Consider the following 19,565-nt stretch of genomic DNA (forward strand, 5'->3'; position numbering starts at 1 on the left):
CAATCGGCGGCTCCGGACGACTATTTTACCTATCTTAACGCAAAAATAACCTGATGCAGTTTATCCTGTGTAAGGATTTTGTACAGATGCTGAAAATCGAAAACCTTCAGGTAGATTTCCAAAGTGAAGCAGGAGCCTGGCTAACTGCCGTCGCCGGGGTTGAACTGACCGTAAAGCGCGGCACTGTACTGGGCATCGTTGGTGAGTCTGGCTCCGGAAAGTCAGTCACTGCCTTTTCGGTCATGCGTCTGCACGACCATTCAGTGACAAAGATCAGCGGGCAAATACTGTTTGAGGACATCGACTTGCTTTCCCTCAGTGAAGCGCAGATCCGCAAATACCGGGGCAACCAGATCGCGATGATTTTCCAGGAACCTATGACCTCACTAAACCCTGTGTTTACCTGTGGTGACCAGGTTTGTGAGGCCATTATGCTGCACCAGAACGTGGATCGGAAAACAGCGAAACAAAAGACACTGGCTTTATTTGAAGAAGTAATGTTGCCCAGACCTGAACTGGTCTATGACAGTTATCCGCACCAGGTTTCCGGAGGACAGAAACAACGGGTCATGATCGCTATGGCGCTCAGCTGTAACCCATCCCTGCTGATCGCGGACGAACCCACGACAGCACTGGATGTTACGGTGCAAAAGACAGTGCTTGAATTGCTCCTGAAGTTAAAAACCGAAAGGAATATGGCGATGATCTTTATTTCCCATGACCTGGGCGTAATCAGTGACATTGCGGACGATGTAGCAGTAATGTACGAGGGCACCATCGCAGAGCAGGGTCCTGTGCGGCAGCTCCTTAGCAATCCAAAACACCCTTATACGCAGGGCCTGCTGGCTTGCAGGCCAGACCCGGGGCGCTCACTGAAAATGCTTCCGGTAGTAGAAGATTTTCTGGCTGGAAGGAAAACACTGCACGTAAACACACAAGAACAAATTACCATCCGCAGAGAAGCCTTATACAGCCAGCCCCCTTTACTGGAAGTAAAAGGTCTCTGCACCTGGTATCCGGTCAGGAAAGGCTTATTTGGTTCCGTTTCAGGCTATGTGAAGGCAGTCGATGGCATTAGCTTCGAGGTGCGTCCAGGTGAGACACTGGGCCTGGTTGGCGAGTCCGGATGCGGAAAGACTACGCTGGGCCGCAGCATCCTGCGGCTGATAGAACCGACTTCGGGGAGCGTCATATTCAATGGCCGGGAAGTAACCTCGTTGGGCCGGTCTGAGTTGAGGGGGCTCAGACGCGACATGCAAATCATCTTCCAGGACCCGTATTCGTCTTTGAACCCAAGGCTTACGATAGGCAAGGCATTGATGGAACCACTGCAGGTGCATGGCCTGATGAAGGGCGATCGCGAGCGGAAGCAATACGTACTGGAGTTGATGGGCCGCGTTGGTCTCAGCTCCCGGCATATAGACCGGTATCCCCACGAATTTTCAGGGGGCCAGCGGCAGCGCATCGTCATTGCCCGGGCACTGGCCCTTCAACCAAGGTTTATCATTTGTGATGAATCTGTTTCTGCACTGGACGTCTCGGTACAAGCCCAGGTGCTGAACTTGCTGCGTGAGTTACAACAGGAATTTGGCCTTACCTATATCTTCATTTCTCATGATCTGGCCGTAGTGAAACATATTTCCGACCGGATGATCGTAATGAACCAGGGACGTATCGAGGAGGAAGGTTTTCCTGAAGACATTTATGAGCGGCCGGGAACTGCTTATACCCGGCGGCTGATCGACTCCATCCCCGGCAGAGGCATTGGTCACTGACGCTGCATCGCATCCTTTACAGCTTCTTCATTTCCCTTCAGCCTGGCCGATAACCTGATCAGCGCAGTATTGATCGCCCTTCTGATCTGTCTTTCCTTCAGTTTGTCGTAATGCTTCAGCAATACCATAACTTTAAAGATTACCGCATCTTTGTTGATGGCAATGGTCTTAACGGTAAGTCCGCCGGGTACCACATTGTCCGCAAAACCAGAGATAACTTTGTCGAGGTGCTTTTCCAGATATTCAGGAGTATAACCATTTTCAAGGGCCATATCAAATTCGATACTCAGCTTTTTGGTGTTCTGTTTCGACTGGTTGATGATGACCGAACTAAAGGCCAGTGAATTGGGAATGATTACCATATCACTGTCTTCATTCTGCAGGATCATATTGATCAGCGTAATATCCAGTATCTTTCCTTCGTGGTCCCCTATCCTGATATGGTCGCCCAGTGACAGCCGGTCGGAAAACATGATGATAAGGCCGTTGATCATGTTATTGATGTAGTCCTTAAAAGTAACCGCGATAGCCGCAGCGACAATAGACACGCTGAAGATAAATTCCTGTGGCTTAATAGCCAGCAGGGTAGTCAGTGCAAATACCGCGACCGCTGTATTCAGTATGGAAACAATGCGGTTAATGCCCAGAATAAAGTTGTCCTTAATATTCTTCTTAAAACGGTGCTTACGGATATACCAATAGATAATGATCAGCCGGAGCACCGAGAAGGCCAGACTTGGGCCCAGAAAAACAGCAAGCGCCCTGGCTGCAGTTTCTATTCTGGGATAATCCATGTAAAACTGTGGCCTGTTGAGGTAAAAATAAACCAGCAGCAGGTAGACAACCGCTTTAACGAGGATCATGAGCAGCTCCCTGCCAGTATTTCGTTCTCTGTCTTCTATCATGGCAATAATACCAAATATAACAATCTATGGCTTCAATTTGTTACCTTCGGTGTGATCAAGACCGTATTATGGCAAAGAATAAATCGTCTCATCTGGAACTTGTTTTAATTCAATTAATTAGTGATGTATTGGAAAAAAGCAAGCAGGAAGCACTTAATTACAAACAGGTTTCATCCAGGCTCAATATAAATGACCCCGCAGGCCGGGAAACGATACTGGAGCTCCTGAGGGAACAGGCACGCAAGGGCATTTTCCTTGAGCCCCAGAAGGGTAAGTTTAAGCTAAAGGACCTCAAAACCTTTGTAACCGGAAAGGTAGACATGACTGCTGATGGCTCGGCCTTTGTCATTCCCGACGATGAATTTGAGAAAGACATTTTCGTCTCGGCAAGGAAGCTGCATACGGCCCTGAACGGCGATCATGTTAAGGTATACATTTTCGCCAAAAAGAGCGGACGGAAGAATGAAGGCGAAGTAGTAGAGATCCTGAGCAGGGCAAAAATGGATTTCATCGGTGTGATCCGTATTTCGGAACGTTTTGCCTTTGTAAATGTAGACGACAAAAAAATGCTGCATGATATCTTCGTACCACTGACCGACCTTGGAGGTGCAAGGAACGGGCAAAAGGTGAAGGTGAGCATTTCGGAGTGGCCGGAAGGTGCAAAGAATCCTATCGGCACCATTACCGCTGTGCTGGGTGAGCAGGGTGAGAACAATACGGAAATGAATGCCATCCTGGCTCAATACGGCTTTCCCCTGGCATTTCCTGCGGAGGTAGAAGCCGAGGCGGATGCAATCCGGGAGGAAATCCTACCACAGGACCTGAAAGGCCGGAAAGACTTTCGTGACACGGTTACATTCACTATAGATCCTGCGGATGCCAAGGATTTTGACGATGCCATTTCGTTTAAAAAATTGTCCAACGGAAATTATGAGATCGGTGTCCATATTGCTGATGTTTCGCATTATGTAACCCCTGGCAGTGCGCTGGACAAAGAGGCTTATGACAGGGCCACTTCGGTATACCTGGTAGACCGGGTGATCCCGATGCTGCCGGAGCGGCTGAGCAATGGTGTCTGTTCCCTTCGTCCGAACGAGGATAAGCTTTGTTTTGCAGCTGTCTTTGAATTGGATGAAGGCGCAAATATGATCAGCGAATGGTTCGGGCGTACGGTGATCCACTCTGACCGCAGGTTCAGCTATGAAGAGGCACAGGAAGTCATTGAGGCCCGTTCAGGAAGTTATGCCGATGAACTGCTGAAATTGAACGAACTGGCCCATATCCTGCGTGAGCGCAAGTTTAAGAATGGTGCGATCAGCTTTGAAAGTACGGAAGTAAAATTTAAACTGGATGATAACGGAAAGCCCCTGGGTGTTTATGTAAAGGAACGCAAGGACGCGCATAAACTGATTGAAGATTTTATGCTGCTGGCCAACCGCCGGGTGGCGGAGTTCGTCGCGAAAAAAGGTAAGGGAAAGAAGAAGTATACCTTTGTATACCGTTCGCATGATGCACCCAATATGGAAGCATTGAGCAGTTTTGCGTTGTTTGCGGCAAGATTTGGTTATAAGATCAATACCAAATCAGATAAGGAAATCGCCAAATCGCTCAATTACCTGATGGAAGACGTAGAAGGGAAGAAAGAACAGAACGTGCTTACTCAGCTGGCTATCCGTTCCATGGCCAAAGCCATCTATACCACCAAGAAATCCAGCCATTACGGACTCGCATTTGATTACTACACGCACTTCACTTCCCCCATTCGCCGCTATCCCGATGTAATGGTACACCGGCTGCTGGCAGCCTATCTCCATAACGAGAAATCGGCAAATGAGGAAGCTTACGAAGCCGCCGCTTCCCATTCATCCACCATGGAAAAAAGAGCAGCAGATGCAGAACGTGCATCCATAAAATATAAGCAGGCTGAATACCTGGAGGAAAACGTCGGTCAGGTATTTACAGGTATTATTTCTGGTGTTACCGAATGGGGTATGTATGTGGAAATCATAGAAAATAAATGCGAGGGTATGGTCAGGCTCAGAGATATCGCCGACGATTTCTACGTACTCGATGAGAAGAACTATTGCATCATCGGGCAGCGTAAGAAGAAGAAATACCAATTGGGGGACGAAGTAAAGATCAGGGTCAAAAAGGTAGACCTTGCCAAACGCCAGATTGATTTTTCCCTGGTGCAGGAATGATCCGGACAATACCTCACAGCACATATAAGACCAGACAACATACCACAACAGAATAGCATGCACGCGCCGTCAGAACTACTGAAGTATATCGAAAAAGCCATTGAATCCACCAAATACCCCCAATATCCACGTAACTTATACGAACCGATCAGTTACATCATGAATCTCGGCGGCAAGCGCCTGAGGCCGATCATGCTCCTCATGTCTGCTGAGCTTTTTGGCTGCGATCCGGAAAAGGCTGTTCCTGCCGCCATGGCCATTGAGACCTTTCATAATTTTACACTGATCCATGATGATATTATGGACAATGCACCACTCAGAAGAGGACGCCAGACTGTTCATGAAAAATGGAACAGCAATACTGCAATCCTTAGTGGGGATGTGATGATGGTAGAGGCCAATAAACACATTACCAACGTACACATTTCTGTCCTGAAACCGGCGTTAGACACCTTTAATGCTACCGCCCAGGGTGTTTGTGAAGGACAGCAGCTTGATATGGACTTTGAGGCCCGGGATGACGTCAGTATCCCGGAATACATCAATATGATCAGGCTTAAAACAGCGGTGCTGGTAGGTGGGGCGATGAAGCTTGGTGCTATCGTTGCCAATGCAACCGAACAGGAAGCAGAACTCATTTACCGTTTCGGAGAGGATCTGGGCATTGCCTTTCAGTTGCAGGACGATATTCTGGACGTTTATGGCGATCCTAAAAAGTTCGGAAAACAAGTAGGAGGAGATATCATCTCGGATAAAAAGACATTTTTGAGGCTGAAATTGCAGGAACTGGCCGGTAATACTGATTTAACAGCCCTCGATCTGAACGTTAATCTTAGCCCGGAAGAAAAAATACGATCTGTTACAGTCCTGTATAATCAATATATGGTAAGGGAACAGGCAGAGACACTGATGAAATCATACCTTGATTCAGCTTTTGCGGCACTGGGACAGATCAATGTACCGGCAGCGCGCAAACATGAACTGACCATACTCGCGAACGAACTGATGAACCGGGAAAGTTAAACCTATATATAAAAAAAGGCCCCTGATTGATATCATCAGGGGCCTTTTTTTTTCCGGAATTACTCAGCAGATGGTGCTTCTTCTGCAGCAGTTGCTTCAGCTTTAGCCGCTTTCTTAGCAACAGTCTTTTTAGCTGGCGCCTTTTCTTCAGTAACCTCAGCAACAACCTCGGCTTTAGCAGCTTTCTTTGCAGGAGCAGCCTTTTCAACCACTTCCTTAACAACAGCAGCAGGCACTACAGAAACATAAGATTTGTTGTCTGTTTTCTTCTTGAATATTACTGTACCGTCAACCAGCGCAAACAGGGTATGATCCTTACCGATACCCACACCTTTGTCCGGATGATGTTTTGTGCCACGCTGACGCACCAGGATATTACCAGCAATGGCTTCCTGTCCGCCAAAAATTTTGATACCTAAACGCTTGCTGTGCGACTCACGTCCGTTCTTCGAACTACCGGCTCCTTTCTTATGTGCCATTTTCTTTTATTTTTATATTACCCGACAGACAGGCAATCTTGTGAACAATTGATTATAAACTAATACCAGAGATCTGAATTTTTGTAAATTGCTGACGGTGACCGTTTTTCTTCTTGTAACCTTTTCTGCGTTTCTTTTTGAAAACGATTACTTTGTCACCTTTCAAATGAGACACGATCTTAGCCGAAACTTTAGCACCGTTCAATGCAGGAGCACCTACAGAGATCTTACCGCCATCATCAACCAACAATACATTGTCAAATTCAATACTAGCGCCTTCATCTCCCTGTAAACGGTGTACAAAAAGATGCTGGTCTTTTGCAACTTTGAATTGCTGTCCTGCTATATTTACTATTGCGTACATTGTTAAATAGTTATTTGTATAAAAGTTTATTTTTTAACGAGGTGCAAATATAGAATTATTTTCTTATAAAAAAGAAGCTACGCTATTATATTATTTACCAGAGTAACGTTCCTCTGCATCATTGATCGATTGCGCAACCAGTTTTTGCATCTGAAAAGCAACATCTCTCAGCTTTGGTATTTCGTTATAGTCCGACATAAAGATCACTTTCTTACTTTTGCGCTTGTAGTTGAACTGAATCTCGTAACGCAGAATCCTACCGGATCGGACATCCTCATCCTGGTTAGCGATCACCTCCGGAAAATTCCATAACCCGAGTTCATTTGCTTTACTGTGCAGATAGATGATGTCGTTGCTCCTGAGCTTCACATTGGTTTTGATCAGCGAATCTCTTTCATCCAGATACTGATAGTTCCCGGTGGCCGAATCATAAAAATTGTCCAGCTTTGCCCCTACTCCCCACCGGTATTGAAGCGATACGAATTCACTGGACTTAAATGGCGCGTTTTTGATCATCGGCGTATAGTAGATCACGCAGTAAATAATAAACGGTACCGCTATGGTCAGCGCAAGAAAGATCTTTTTCCCTTTATTCGTCATATGTTGTTTTTAACTTTGGTCTCTCAATTCATCCGGTCCCGTCAGTTCACCTTCCCACTTGCTCACCACCGCTGTGGCCAGGCTATTACCGATCACATTAGTTGCTGAACGTCCCATATCGAGCAACGGATCGATACCGATTAACAAGGCCAGACCGGCCTCAGGTATATTAAAAGTCGCGATCGTACCGGCAATTACCACCAGTGAGGCCCTCGGCACACCTGCAATCCCCTTACTGGTGAGCATCAGGATAAGCAGCATCGTGATCTGCTGCTCAAACCCCAGATGAATACCGTAAGACTGCGCGATAAATAAAGAGGCAAAGGTCATATAAAGCATGGAACCATCCAGGTTAAAGGAATAGCCAAGCGGCAATACAAAACTTACTATTTTGTTCTTACAGCCAAAACGTTCCAGTTGTTGCATCGTTTTCGGATACGCCGCCTCACTGCTGGCAGTACTAAAGGCCAGTACAGCAGGTTCCTTCATCCGGCTGACCAGGTTCAATACACGTTTACCCAGGATAAAGAAGCCGATAAGAATCAGGAGCCCCCACAACAGCAACATGGTGAAATAGAATTCACCGATAAACAAAGCATAAGTGGAAAGTACCCCAAGACCTTGCTTGGCGACTATAGCTGACATTGCACCGAAGACGGCGAATGGTGCAAAGTTCATAACATAACCCGTCATTTTCAGGATAACGTGGGCTACCGAATCGAAAAAATGGATCACCACCTCACCCTTTTCCCCTATAGCAGCCGTAGCAATACCAAAAAACAGGGAAAACACAACAATCTGCAATATCTCGTTGGTAGCCATGGCTTCTGCCATACTTTTGGGAAAAATATGGGAAATGAAGTCTTTTAACGATAAGGCTGTCTGCTTAATGCCGGTATCGAAGGTATCCGCAGGAAGCGGCAGGTGCATATGCTCACCGGGCCTGAAAATATTGACCATGATCAGCCCAAGTACCAGGGAAAGCAGTGAAGCACTGACAAACCAGAGCATAGTCTTGCCTCCGATACGGCCAACAGCTTTAATATCACCTACTTTAGCCACTCCTACAACCAATGTGGAAAATACAAGGGGCGCCACGATCATCTTGATCAGCCTCAGGAAAATATCGCTGAGCAACGTAAGCGGTTCCAGCCTTTTTTCCCGCAGCATTTCGCTCTCTTTCCTGAGCTGCAAAGCAGACGAAAGCTCTGTTTTCAATTCCCTGTAAACCGAAGTAGTGGTGTCAGTCAGCTGCTCAAGTTTCAGGTCAGCCGATGCAATCCTTGCATTAGCTGCTGCAATACTGTCATTCTGTACACCGATGACCACTACGTTCAGGTAATAGCCAAGCAGTACACCCAGTACAAGGGCCAGAAAAATAAAGAACGTTAAACGGTTATTCTTAAGCATACAGGGTGTAAAACTACAATATTTTTTTGCACTTTCGCAGTAACAAATTGGCATCTTCTGCCCTCTAAAACCATAATAACCTTACATTTTGGAAAAAAAGGACCAGTTATTCAAACAAATTTTCGAAAGCAACTCCAAAAAGATATTCCATTTGTGCTATGGCTACACCGGTGACGAGGATGCGGCAAATGACCTTTTACAGGAAACTTTTCTGAAAGTCTGGCAGAACCTAGACAAATTCCGCAACAAATCCCTCATTTCCACCTGGATATACAGGATTGCAGTCAATACCTGTCTCACCTATCTCCGATCGGAAAAACGTCAGGCGAAAGATGAACTGACAGATAATATCATTGAAAACCGGCCAGAGGAGTTTTCAGAAAAAAATGAGCAGATCGCTTTACTTTATAAGTGCATCTCAAAACTAGAAGAAAACGATCGTCTGATCATTACCATGGTACTTGATGAGTTACCATACACAGAGATTGCCGACATTTCAGGTATCAGCGAAGGCAACCTTCGCGTAAAAATTCACCGCATTAAGCAAAAATTAACAGAATTATATAATCAGCATGCAAGAATTTGATCACATACAATCGCTTTGGCAATCGCACTCCGTAGAAGTAAAGATATCTTCTGAGGAAATGCTCGCCCAGGCAAAGAAAGAGGTCGCTGCTGTCCGCAACAGGTCATTGCTGAACATCTGCGGCATGGTTCTGTCGTTCGTTGCCTTTGTCACACTCCTCTTTGTTTTCCAGTCAGGCTCATGGGCAACAAACACAGGGCTTATCGTTATTATCGTTTCTGTAGCCGTTTCGACCCTGATCCTATACCAGGACTACCGAATCATTGCGAACAGTGATTTCACCGTTCATCCTGCCGAGTTCCTGCTAAAACTTAAAGCTTATCAGCTCAACAAGTTCAGAATTTACAACCGCTTATACTGGCTCTACGCACTGGCACTTTCGTTAGGCTCAATACTCTATTTTTATGACACGCTTTCTACCCTGAATATTTTACTTCAGATAGCCATCAGTGTCTTCACCGTTTTCTGGATGGTGCTCTGTGCAACTGTATTGCGCAGGTCCTATATCAAGCGGGAGAAGGAACGCATTGACCTGCTGATTGAAAAGATCGAAAGGATCAGCGGGCAACTGAAAGGCCAGTAAAAAGGCTGTCCCGTAATTCAGGACAGCCCCAATTATTAACTAACCCGTCAATCCATCCGGATCTTTCAGGGTATGCTTTTTGGCTCAGGCAGAAAACTTACTGATCTGTGTGATCTTCCAACGTCCTTTCCTGTCCTTCTCAATGGTCACAAAATGCTGCTGCACAAATTCGGGAAAACTGAAATCGATACGGGCAGTAACCGTATCGTCACTTGCTGAAAGTATCTTATAGTCTGCCTTGCAGTTCATCTCCACACCTCCCGAACGCTTATAGAAGGCAACAAGATCATTTTTACTCTGGGTAATGACCTGGGCACCCCGGTTCAGCCGGATGACTGCCCCGGGATTAAGTACTGCATTAAGTAAGCCGGCATCCCCGAATTTGTTTGCATTGACGAAGGCCTCAATCACATTGTTCGCAGATGTATTCACCTTAGCCAGCGGCTGGCTTTCCCCGGCCAGCAGGCCCGGTGCCGACAGATAAAGTACGACAGCGGCCATAAATATTTTCCTTTTCATAATGGTTATAATTTCAGGTACGTAACATGAGGTAAATTTACCCGGCCACATCTGAGCTTTCTTCCCCCCTGCCGGGGTATATTTCCGGAAATGCCCAATATCCCCTTCAAAGGGTTATTTTTAGTCGTATCTTAATCAATATATTTACCCGGTTAACGTAACTGTAGCCTGTGCTGTATTGTGAAAAATATCTTAAAATATCGTATCGTGGTAATGCTCTGTCTGGTCACCGGCGCAGGTATGGCACAGCGTTACGACTTCCAGCAATACGACATACGGCATGGACTGGTACAGTCACAAATTACTTCAATCACCCAGGATATCAACGGAAGGTTATGGACCACGGCACTGGGTGGGTTAAGTATGTTCGACGGAAAGGATTTCCGCAACTTTACCAGGACAGACGGGCTGGTGAGCAATTTCGCCATGGCCGTAAAAACAGACTGGAAAGGTAATATATATGTCGGAACCTCATCCGGACTCAGTGTATATGATGGTAAAGATTTTCACAACAGCCACAAGCAAGCCTGGATCTCCAGACTCGTGACAGACGGAAAAGGCAGCATATATACACTTTATCGCAAAAAGCTGACACGGCTATCAGGGACAAGGCCGCTTCCGGCATCAGGGTTGCCGGAAGGCCAGATCACCGCTACTTGCACAGGTCCGTCGGGCAACCTTTGGATCGCGATAGCCGGGAAAGGATTGTATGAACTGGCACAAAGCCGTTGGAAACCCCCGGCTTTGAATATCCTGATCAACAACCTGAAGGTTACCCGGTTCCTGATCGACCGCATCCATCACCATCGAATCTGGTTGGTCACCCCTGACGGACTGTACCTGGTCACAGATAAAAAGCTGTCAATGCAGGTACCCGGACCGACGCGGGGAATATCTGCTATCGCCCAGACGGCCGAGGGTGCGATATGGCTGGGAACGCGCAACGGCGCCTGGCGTTTGAATGAACACGAGGCTGTTCACTTTACTTCACGCAATGGGTTTACGGATAACATGGTCAATGACATCTTTTGCGATACAGACGACAACGTCTGGCTGGGTACAGACGGTGCCGGCCTGTACAAGTTTAATGATCCGGGTTATCTTATTTACGATCAGACACAAGGCCTCGGAAATCAGATCGTAATGGCCTTGTCCGAGGGACATACGCCAGGATCGGTATGGCTGGGGACTTCAGCGGGCTTGTACGAATACCGGCCTGGTAAACCTGTACGCAGCGTCCATATCCCAGGTACCGTCCCCCATACCAACCCTGTCAATATCCTGTTAAAAGACCATAAAGACAATATCTGGGTCGGAACTCCGGGAGATGGCCTGTGGAAATCCGACGGATATAAGATCAACCGTATCGACAGGGGATGGCCGCAGATGGCCTACAATGGAATCATTGAAGATATGCTGGGCAATATCTGGCTGGCTACAGATATCGGCTGTCTCGTTTTCGATCCCCGATCGGGCAAATACCGCCACATTTCCAGGAACTTTGATGGCGCGCTTCTCGAAGCAGGACGCGACTCTGTCATCTTTGCAAGTTCAGAAGGCATTGACCTGATCACAGGCATGAAAAAACACAACCCGCTTCGAATAAAAGCTTTGGAAGGATCCGGTATTATGTGCATGCTTAAACATAACGGGAAAATCCTTTTCGGCACTACCGATTACGGAATTGTCATCTGGGACAAGGCTACCGGGAAGACCGGCACCGTAAACACAAAAAAAGGACTGAGTTCGGACCATGTCTATAGCCTTATGGACGACGGAACGGGAACGATATGGGCAGGAACAGGTCGGGGTATTGACCGGCTGGATGCAGGGAGTTACCAGGTACGGCAGGATACCCGCTCTCCGCTATTGGAATGCAACCAGAATGCTATCCTGCGGGAAAACGGAAAAATATGGATCGGCACTACACTCGGTGCAGTCGTTTATACCGGAAGACAACTACCTGCGAAACCCACAAGACCAAGGATATTCATAGATTCGGTAACCCTTTCGGGAAAGCGCATCAGAGATACCATTTCCCTTTCCATACCTTACAGCGAACAGCAGCTCGCCATCAGTTTCACCGGCGTATACTTGTCCGGCACAGAAGATCTCCGCTACCAGTATAGCCTGGCGGGGGCAGACGATAAGTTCAGCGTCCCGTCTTCGGGAAAAACGGTCAGCTTCACAGCACTGCCGGCAGGTAAATATCATTTCCAGGTAAGAGCCCTGACCGGCGAAGGAACATACTCCGCAACTGCCGGATATACCTTTGAGATCGCACCCCCCTATTATCAGACGACACCATTCCGGTTGCTGCTGCTCTTGCTGGCACTTCTGGTCATCGGGGCTTCGGTCTATGTGATCATTTCACTGAAGGAGCGCCGGCGCCGGTTGAGGCTAAAGATCAAGCTGGAAGAACAGTTCAATATACGTAAACAGACCGCCGAAGATTTTCATGATGACCTGGGCAACAAGCTCACCAGGATCACTGTGCTGTCAGAAGTACTGACCAGCATGATCGGACCGGAGGAAACTGAAAAAAGAAGAATCCTGGAAAAAATCAACACGAATATCGGCGAGCTCTATTCGGGAACCAGGGATATGCTTTGGTCACTCAACCCAAAGAACGATACACTTTCGCAGTTGCTCAGCCACATTGCCGGATTCGGAGATGAGCTCTTCAACGATACAACGATTTGTTTCTCTTCCAGGATCTCAGTTACAGGGAACTCCAGGCTTTCACTTTCCATGAGCCGGAATATCCTGATGATCCTCAAGGAAGCCATGCACAATGCACTGAAACATGCCCGGCCGCAAATGGTTTTATATACCGCAGGTATGTCCGGAGACACCCTGCTGATCACCTTGCAGGATGACGGCCAGGGCTTCGACACCGAAAAATCCCGCGATGGACACGGCATCAATAATATGCGTATCAGAGCCTCGCGTATCGGGGCCAGGTTACAGATCAGCTCCGGTAAAAATGGTACCAGCCTGAGCCTGGCCATTCAATTTTCCACCCGCTCACAACAGCAAAATGCATAACCATACCACAGCACGCATTGTGATCATCGAAGATGATGAAACCATCAGGGAAAGCTATGCCTACCTGATCAGCCATAATTCTCCTCATCAGGTGATCAGCACCTATCCGTCCTTTGACAGGGCAAAGCAAAAGATACAGAAAGATATGCCCGATGTCATCATCCTCGACATCCGGTTGCCGGGCACCAGCGGGACCGATGCACTTCCACAGCTCAGGAAGCTGCTTCCTTCAGCATATATCATCATGCTCACCGTCTTTGAAAATGAAGAAGTGATCCTGGAAGCGCTGGCCAACGGCGCCTCAGGCTATTTTACGAAAAATACACCCTCATCCAGGGTCATCGCGGCCATAGATGAAGTACTCAATGGCGGAGGGCCTATGAGCCCGGAAGTTTCGAGAAAAGTGATCCGGTCCATGCAAAAAAATTCCGATTCACCGCTTACCAGACGCGAGACACAGATACTGGACCTTGTAGCAAAGGGAAAAGACCGGAACCGGATCTCAGAGGAGCTGTTTATCAACGTTGAGACTGTAAAAACGCATATCAAACACATTTATACCAAACTAAACGTAAATTCCAGAGCAGATGCCATTACCGTCGCCAGGAAGCAAAAGCTGATCTGAAATCAGGGCATTTTTACCCTGGCGACCGAGAAGTCATTCCCGTTCAGTCTGTATTGCACAGTAACCTTCTCCCCCGCTTTCTCCGTACTGTCCTTTGGGTTCACTAAGGGAAAGCTTCTGAACAATTCCCCATCTTTCAGGGTATAGCTGTCACCACCTGCATAATTCTTCTTCAGGTTGCCAAGGCCGGGAAAAGTGATTTTATTGAAACCTCCTCCTGAATATTCATAAACATTCAGGTCAGACTTATTCTTATCGCTCTGCAATTGTAAATAAATTTCCGGGTTGCCGTCATTGTCCAGATCCATATTCCAGGCATCCGTAAGCACACCCTCGCGTTCTGCGGAAAGCGAACGGTAATTGTTCTTTAGCGTATCAGACATCAGGATCAGGTAGCCCCCGATACTGTCCACTCCTTTTCCCCAGCTCAGCACTTCGAAACTGATCCCCGGCCTGATCTCTATATTCCTGTAGAATGAAAAAGGGGCAGAAGGCTTTTCCGTGCCCGCAGACACCGCCTGCTTACCCGCTTCTGACGGTTCTTTTTCGTTACTGCCACAGGATCCGGATAGTACTACTACAGATAACGCCATGGTTTGCCAGATGAACTTTTTAAACCCTTTCATATTGTCAGTCAGCTATTTTGTCTTTATTTAGTTTTTACATCGGGCGCTCCGTTATTAAGGATGGTTTCCGTTACCACACTCCTCCTGCCCCCGGGCGTAATTACCATCGTTTTCAGCAATAGTTTCTGACCCTTGGCCACACTCACCCTGACCGGACCATTCACCATCGCAGCATTTTCAGAAGGCCTGGTACCATCAAGCGTATAAAATACCCTGGCACCCCGAAGCGGGGCTTTCAGCTCAATACTAAAATCTTCACCGTTCATGACTTTTTGTTCCAGGCCGGCAGGAACCGGCACCCAGTAGTTAATCCCTGCTTTATCCAGGCGCGCCAGGTGTAAAGGCAACCGGTCTTCAGAGAAATTCTTCAGGTCCTTGCGTGTAACCGGAGTCCAGGCGATCTCAGACAAGGCAAACATCCTTGGAAACAAGAAATACTCTGCTTTTACCGGTGTCTGGATGTATTCCGTCCAGATATTTGCCTGCACCCCGATCACATATTTTTTCTGATCAGCGCTCAGCTCTTCAGGAACCGGGTCATAGGCATACACCTTAGTATAATTAGAAAAACCACCGATATTGGTCGGCTCATCTGCAGACTGCGATTGTGCATGGTCGAAATACAAACCTGCCGGTCCGGGGGTCATAATCACATCATGGTTCTGCTTTGCAGCCGCAATTCCTCCCTCAGTTCCCCTCCAGGACATCACCGTTGCATTTGGCGCCAACCCTCCCTCCAGTATTTCATCCCAGCCAATGATTGAACGGCCCTTCCCATTGATGTATTTTTCCATACGCTGAATAAAGTAACTCTGCAATTCATGCATATCCTTTAATCCCAGTTTCCTGATCAGATCCTGGCAGAAAGTACTCTTTTCCCAATAGGCCTTCGGACTTTCATCTCCGCCAACATGAATGTACTTTGAGGGGAACAAAGCAATCACCTCGTCAAGTACATTCTCCAGAAACTTAAAGGTATGCTCAGAAGGCACAAATACATCATCAAAGACACCCCAGGTCTGCTGTACCAGCTTTCCCTTACGCGTTCCCGCCCAGGGTGTTTTCGCATCGACAAAGGTATCCTGGTCAGGAAAGCAGCTCAATTCCGGGTAAGCGGCAATTGCAGCAGAAGCATGGCCGGGCATCTCGATTTCCGGTACTACGTTTACAAATCTGGCAGCCGCGTAAGCAACTACTTCCTTCACCTCATCCTGCGTGTAATATCCTTTGTATACCACATTGTCATTACCCACTCCCGGATGGTGACCAATAATCGTCCCGTTACGGGAAGCACCTGTTGTAGTCAGCTTAGGATATTTTTTAATTTCGATACGCCAGCCCTGGTCATCGGTCAGATGCCAGTGAAAAGTATTCAGTTTATATTGGGCAAGCATATCAATGTACTTCTTGATAAAGGCCACCGGAAACATATTCCGGCATACATCCAGGTGCAATCCCCGATATTTAAAGCGTGGATAATCATTGATCTCTGCTCCGCTCAGCAGCAATTGTCCGTTCTGCTTTTCCGGCAGCATCTGGATAAAAGACTGCACCGCATAAAAGAGGCCGGCACCTTTTCCAGTCAGCATAATCTTTTTGTCATTCACCGAAATACGGTATCCCTCTGCAGGCAACTGCTCAGCTCCTGAGGAACTCAGCACAATGGCCTTCTCAGAGGTCCCGGCCTTCTTCGCCTCCCTTAAAGAAAAACCGCCCTTGCTGACTACAGATGCATTCAGCAGATCAGCTATTGCGGCATTAGCCGGATCTGCGGAAACCAGCACTACAGTTTTATCTAATTTAAAGGTTCCGGGCTTCCTGCTCACCGATACCGGGGCCGGGATAATACCCAGATTGGCATCAGCCTGGGCTAAAACACCCGTAGCCAGGCATATACATAATGAAAACGTGAAGATTCTCTTCATATCTTATTCTGAATACTTGGTTTGTTCCATACGTTATTAACGTCCCAATATAAAAATATCGCATCAAACGGCAAAAAAAAGCGGGCCTGAAGGCCCGCTTTCCACTGCAAATTATTAAAAGTTCAATGATCATTCAGGAGAGCACATTAACGTGATCTTCCTTAGCGGCCAGGTAGCGTTCTGCATCCAGCGCTGCCATACAGCCTGATCCGGCAGCAGTAATCGCCTGCCTGTAGTAATGGTCCTGTACGTCACCACAGGCAAAAACACCTTCGATATTGGTCTTTGTAGATCCAGGCACCGTTTTCAGATAACCAGTCTCGTCCATATCCAGCCAGCCCTGGAAAATATCCGTATTGGGCTTATGGCCGATCGCCACGAAGAAACCTTCTACCGGAATATCTGTTTCCACACCCGTCTGATTGTTCAGTGCGCGGATACCCGTTACATTCTTACCGTTGCCCAGTATCTCCTTCGCCTCAGTATTATAGATCACTTCGATGTTGGGCGTATTCAGTACACGGTGTACCATCGCCTTCGAAGCCCTGAACTCGTCCCTGCGCACCAGCATATAGACCTTTCTGCAAAGCTTGGCCAGGTAAGTCGCCTCCTCGGCTGCAGTATCGCCTGCACCTACGATCGCCACATCCTGTCCCTTAAAGAAGAAACCGTCGCATACCGCACAGGCAGAAACGCCGAAGCCATTGTACTGCTGCTCACTTGGCAGTCCCAGCCATTTGGCGGTCGCACCCGTAGAAATGATCACCGTATCAGCAGTAATCGTCTTGATCTCGTCCACCACTACTTTATGCGGCAATGAAGAAAAATCCACCGAGCTCACATAGCCAAAGCGTACATCCGTCCCGAACCGCTCCGCCTGCTTACGGAAGTCTTCCATCATCTCAGGGCCGGTAATGCCCCCGGGATATCCGGGAAAATTATCTACTTCTGTAGTCTGCGTCAGTTGCCCTCCGGGCTGCATACCCGTATACATAACCGGCTTCAGGTCGGCACGTGCCGCATAAATTGCAGCCGTATAACCAGCAGGACCGGAACCTATGATCAAACACTGAACGTGTTCTGTTTCTTGTGACATATCTTAATTTATTATACAGCAAATTTACGCTTTATCTGCAAACCTTACAACCAGGGCACACCCTTCAGCCATAATTGTGATACAGCGATTATAAACGCTGCGGGCCGGCGTCAGGTCTGGATCACACCAACATTAAAAGGCTTCTTCACAGGCGACTGGTTGGCTGCCTGTATCCCCATCGAGATCACCTTACGCGTCTCCAGCGGGTCAATTATCCCATCCACCCACAGCCTGGATGCAGCGTAATACGGGGTAGTCTGGTGGTCATAGCTTTCCGTGATTTCCTTCAGCAAGGCGGCCTCCTGGTCAGGTGCAGGTGCCGCACCCGAAGACTTCACTGAAGCCTGCTGTATCTGCAGCAATACCTTTGCCGCCTGCGCCCCGCCCATTACCGCGATCTTTGCACTCGGCCAGGCATAAATAAGCCTCGGATCATATGCCTTACCGCACATCGCATAGTTGCCCGCCCCGTATGAATTACCGATAACGATCGTAAACTTCGGCACCACCGAATTGGCTACAGCATTCACCATTTTTGCCCCATCCTTGATGATACCGCCCTGTTCTGACCGGCTCCCGACCATAAAGCCGGTCACATCCTGTAAAAACACGAGTGGTATCTTTTTCTGGTTACAGTTCATGATGAAGCGGGCCGCCTTATCTGCGCTATCGGAATAAATTACACCGCCAAACTGCATCTCCCCTTTCTTAGACCTGACCACCTTGCGCTGGTTGGCCACGATGCCCACAGCCCAGCCATCAACGCGGCCCAGGCCACAGATCAGGCTCTGGCCGTAACCCTGTTTATATTCCTCAAAATCAGAACCATCCAGCAGCCTCAATATAATATCCATAGTATCAAAGGGCTTTTCACGGCTGTCGGGCAATATGCCGTAAATTTCTTCCTGCTCCAGCCTGGGCAATACCGCTTTTATGCGATCAAATCCCGCCTGCTCCGGTGCCCCCAGTTTGCTCATGATGTTCCTGATACTGTCCAGGCAATCCTGATCACTAGCGTGTTTATAATCTGTCACTCCCGAAATTTCGCAATGCGTCGTAGCCCCGCCCAAAGTCTCGTTGTCCACGTCCTCACCTATCGCCGATTTCACCAGGTAAGACCCTGCAAGAAAAACAGAACCCGTGCCGTCGACGATCATCGCCTCATCGCTCATGATCGGCAGGTATGCGCCTCCCGCCACACAAGAACCCATAATGGCTGCAATCTGCACAATTCCCTCCGAAGACATTACCGCATTGTTCCTGAATATCCGGCCAAAATGTTCCTTGTCCGGAAAAATCTCGTCCTGCAGCGGGAGGTAAACCCCGGCACTGTCCACCAGATAGATTACCGGGAGCCTGTTCTCCAAGGCAATCTCCTGGGCCCGTAAGTTCTTTTTGGCCGTCATGGGAAACCAGGCACCCGCCTTTACCGTCGCATCATTGGCCACGATCATGCACTGCCGCCCGGATACATACCCGATACCACATACTACCCCCGCCGAGGGGCATCCGCCATGTTCTGCATACATGCCATCAGCAGCAAAAGCCCCTACTTCCAGAAAATCACTGTCCTTGTCAATCAGGTAAGCAATGCGCTCGCGTGCCAGCATCTTCCCTCTTTCCTTTTGCCGGGCTGCACTCTTTTCACCGCCGCCTGCATATATCTTTTTCAGCCTCGTCTTCAGTTCATAGACCGACTGCTTATTGAAATCTTCGTTTTTATTGAATGCTAAGTCCATCGCCTGAAGTTAAGGCAATTTTCTAACGCAACAAATTCCGATACAGGCTTCGGTACAAAAA

At 47.9% G+C, this 19,565-nt stretch carries 17 protein-coding genes; 7 read left to right on the forward strand and 10 right to left on the reverse strand.

The features are described 5' to 3' along the window. Positions 1-53 precede the first annotated feature (53 nt). The gene (locus P2W84_RS02650; protein ID WP_276088552.1) at positions 54-1,775 is read left to right on the forward strand and encodes an ABC transporter ATP-binding protein; all 1,722 of its coding nucleotides are present in this window, start codon (positions 54-56) and stop codon (positions 1,773-1,775) included. Here the strand turns inward: P2W84_RS02650 and P2W84_RS02655 are convergent. After that, complete coding sequence (locus P2W84_RS02655) at positions 1,769-2,680, reverse strand: mechanosensitive ion channel domain-containing protein (RefSeq protein WP_276088553.1); 912 nt, start codon at positions 2,678-2,680, stop codon at positions 1,769-1,771. The genes P2W84_RS02650 and P2W84_RS02655 overlap by 7 nt on opposite strands. Before the next feature lie 68 nt (positions 2,681-2,748). Between P2W84_RS02655 and rnr the strand changes: the two genes are divergently transcribed. Continuing rightward, entirely contained in the window at positions 2,749-4,881 is a 2,133-nt protein-coding gene (gene rnr / locus P2W84_RS02660) for a ribonuclease R (protein WP_276088554.1), read from the forward strand. Positions 4,882-4,938: 57 nt separating this feature from the next. After that, positions 4,939-5,904: a polyprenyl synthetase family protein gene (locus P2W84_RS02665; protein WP_276088555.1), complete on the forward strand. Its 966-nt coding sequence runs from the start codon at positions 4,939-4,941 to the stop codon at positions 5,902-5,904. 59 nt (positions 5,905-5,963) lie between these two features. On the opposite strand, the gene rpmA is transcribed toward P2W84_RS02665, so the two are convergent. The 4 genes from rpmA to P2W84_RS02685 form a co-directional block, all read right to left on the reverse strand. Next, a complete protein-coding gene (rpmA, locus tag P2W84_RS02670; protein ID WP_276088556.1) occupies positions 5,964-6,383 on the reverse strand; it encodes a 50S ribosomal protein L27 in 420 nt (139 codons plus the stop codon). Positions 6,384-6,435: 52 nt separating this feature from the next. Beyond that, positions 6,436-6,747, reverse strand: coding sequence for a 50S ribosomal protein L21 (rplU, locus tag P2W84_RS02675; RefSeq protein ID WP_276088557.1), 312 nt, complete (start codon positions 6,745-6,747; stop codon positions 6,436-6,438). Positions 6,748-6,837: 90 nt separating this feature from the next. Then, positions 6,838-7,347, reverse strand: coding sequence for a hypothetical protein (locus tag P2W84_RS02680; protein WP_276088558.1), 510 nt, complete (start codon positions 7,345-7,347; stop codon positions 6,838-6,840). Between the two features lie 9 nt (positions 7,348-7,356). After that, a complete protein-coding gene (locus P2W84_RS02685; RefSeq protein ID WP_276088559.1) occupies positions 7,357-8,757 on the reverse strand; it encodes a dicarboxylate/amino acid:cation symporter in 1,401 nt (466 codons plus the stop codon). Positions 8,758-8,845: 88 nt separating this feature from the next. On the opposite strand from P2W84_RS02685, the gene P2W84_RS02690 reads away from it, so the two are divergent. Beyond that, positions 8,846-9,343 (forward strand): sigma-70 family RNA polymerase sigma factor, encoded by a 498-nt coding sequence (locus P2W84_RS02690; protein ID WP_276088560.1) that lies wholly within the window; start codon positions 8,846-8,848, stop codon positions 9,341-9,343. Beyond that, on the forward strand, positions 9,330-9,926 hold the full coding sequence (locus tag P2W84_RS02695; RefSeq protein WP_276088561.1) for a hypothetical protein: 597 nt from the start codon (positions 9,330-9,332) through the stop codon (positions 9,924-9,926). Before P2W84_RS02690 ends, P2W84_RS02695 begins: the two co-directional genes overlap by 14 nt. An 84-nt stretch (positions 9,927-10,010) precedes the next feature. On the opposite strand, the gene P2W84_RS02700 is transcribed toward P2W84_RS02695, so the two are convergent. Next, complete coding sequence (locus P2W84_RS02700; RefSeq protein WP_276088562.1) at positions 10,011-10,445, reverse strand: hypothetical protein; 435 nt, start codon at positions 10,443-10,445, stop codon at positions 10,011-10,013. Positions 10,446-10,625: 180 nt separating this feature from the next. Here P2W84_RS02700 and P2W84_RS02705 point away from each other — a divergent pair, with 180 nt between their 5' ends. Together P2W84_RS02705 and P2W84_RS02710 are read left to right on the forward strand one after the other, a co-directional pair. Continuing rightward, positions 10,626-13,493: a sensor histidine kinase gene (locus P2W84_RS02705; protein WP_276088563.1), complete on the forward strand. Its 2,868-nt coding sequence runs from the start codon at positions 10,626-10,628 to the stop codon at positions 13,491-13,493. Continuing rightward, complete coding sequence (locus P2W84_RS02710; RefSeq protein ID WP_276088564.1) at positions 13,486-14,118, forward strand: response regulator transcription factor; 633 nt, start codon at positions 13,486-13,488, stop codon at positions 14,116-14,118. Before P2W84_RS02705 ends, P2W84_RS02710 begins: the two co-directional genes overlap by 8 nt. A 2-nt stretch (positions 14,119-14,120) precedes the next feature. Here the strand turns inward: P2W84_RS02710 and P2W84_RS02715 are convergent, their stop codons facing one another. The 4 genes from P2W84_RS02715 to P2W84_RS02730 all read right to left on the reverse strand — a co-directional run bounded on the left by P2W84_RS02715 (position 14,121) and on the right by P2W84_RS02730 (position 19,504). Further along, positions 14,121-14,744, reverse strand: coding sequence for a hypothetical protein (locus P2W84_RS02715; protein WP_276088565.1), 624 nt, complete (start codon positions 14,742-14,744; stop codon positions 14,121-14,123). 23 nt (positions 14,745-14,767) lie between these two features. After that, a complete protein-coding gene (locus P2W84_RS02720) occupies positions 14,768-16,669 on the reverse strand; it encodes a family 20 glycosylhydrolase (RefSeq protein ID WP_276088566.1) in 1,902 nt (633 codons plus the stop codon). Positions 16,670-16,802: 133 nt separating this feature from the next. Then, the gene (gene trxB / locus P2W84_RS02725) at positions 16,803-17,765 is read right to left on the reverse strand and encodes a thioredoxin-disulfide reductase (RefSeq protein ID WP_276088567.1); all 963 of its coding nucleotides are present in this window, start codon (positions 17,763-17,765) and stop codon (positions 16,803-16,805) included. A 110-nt stretch (positions 17,766-17,875) separates the two neighbouring features. Next, complete coding sequence (locus P2W84_RS02730; RefSeq protein ID WP_276088568.1) at positions 17,876-19,504, reverse strand: carboxyl transferase domain-containing protein; 1,629 nt, start codon at positions 19,502-19,504, stop codon at positions 17,876-17,878. Positions 19,505-19,565 lie beyond the last annotated feature (61 nt).

The sequence above is a fragment of the Pedobacter sp. JY14-1 genome (assembly GCF_029269825.1).
Lineage (GTDB): Bacteria > Bacteroidota > Bacteroidia > Sphingobacteriales > Sphingobacteriaceae > Pedobacter.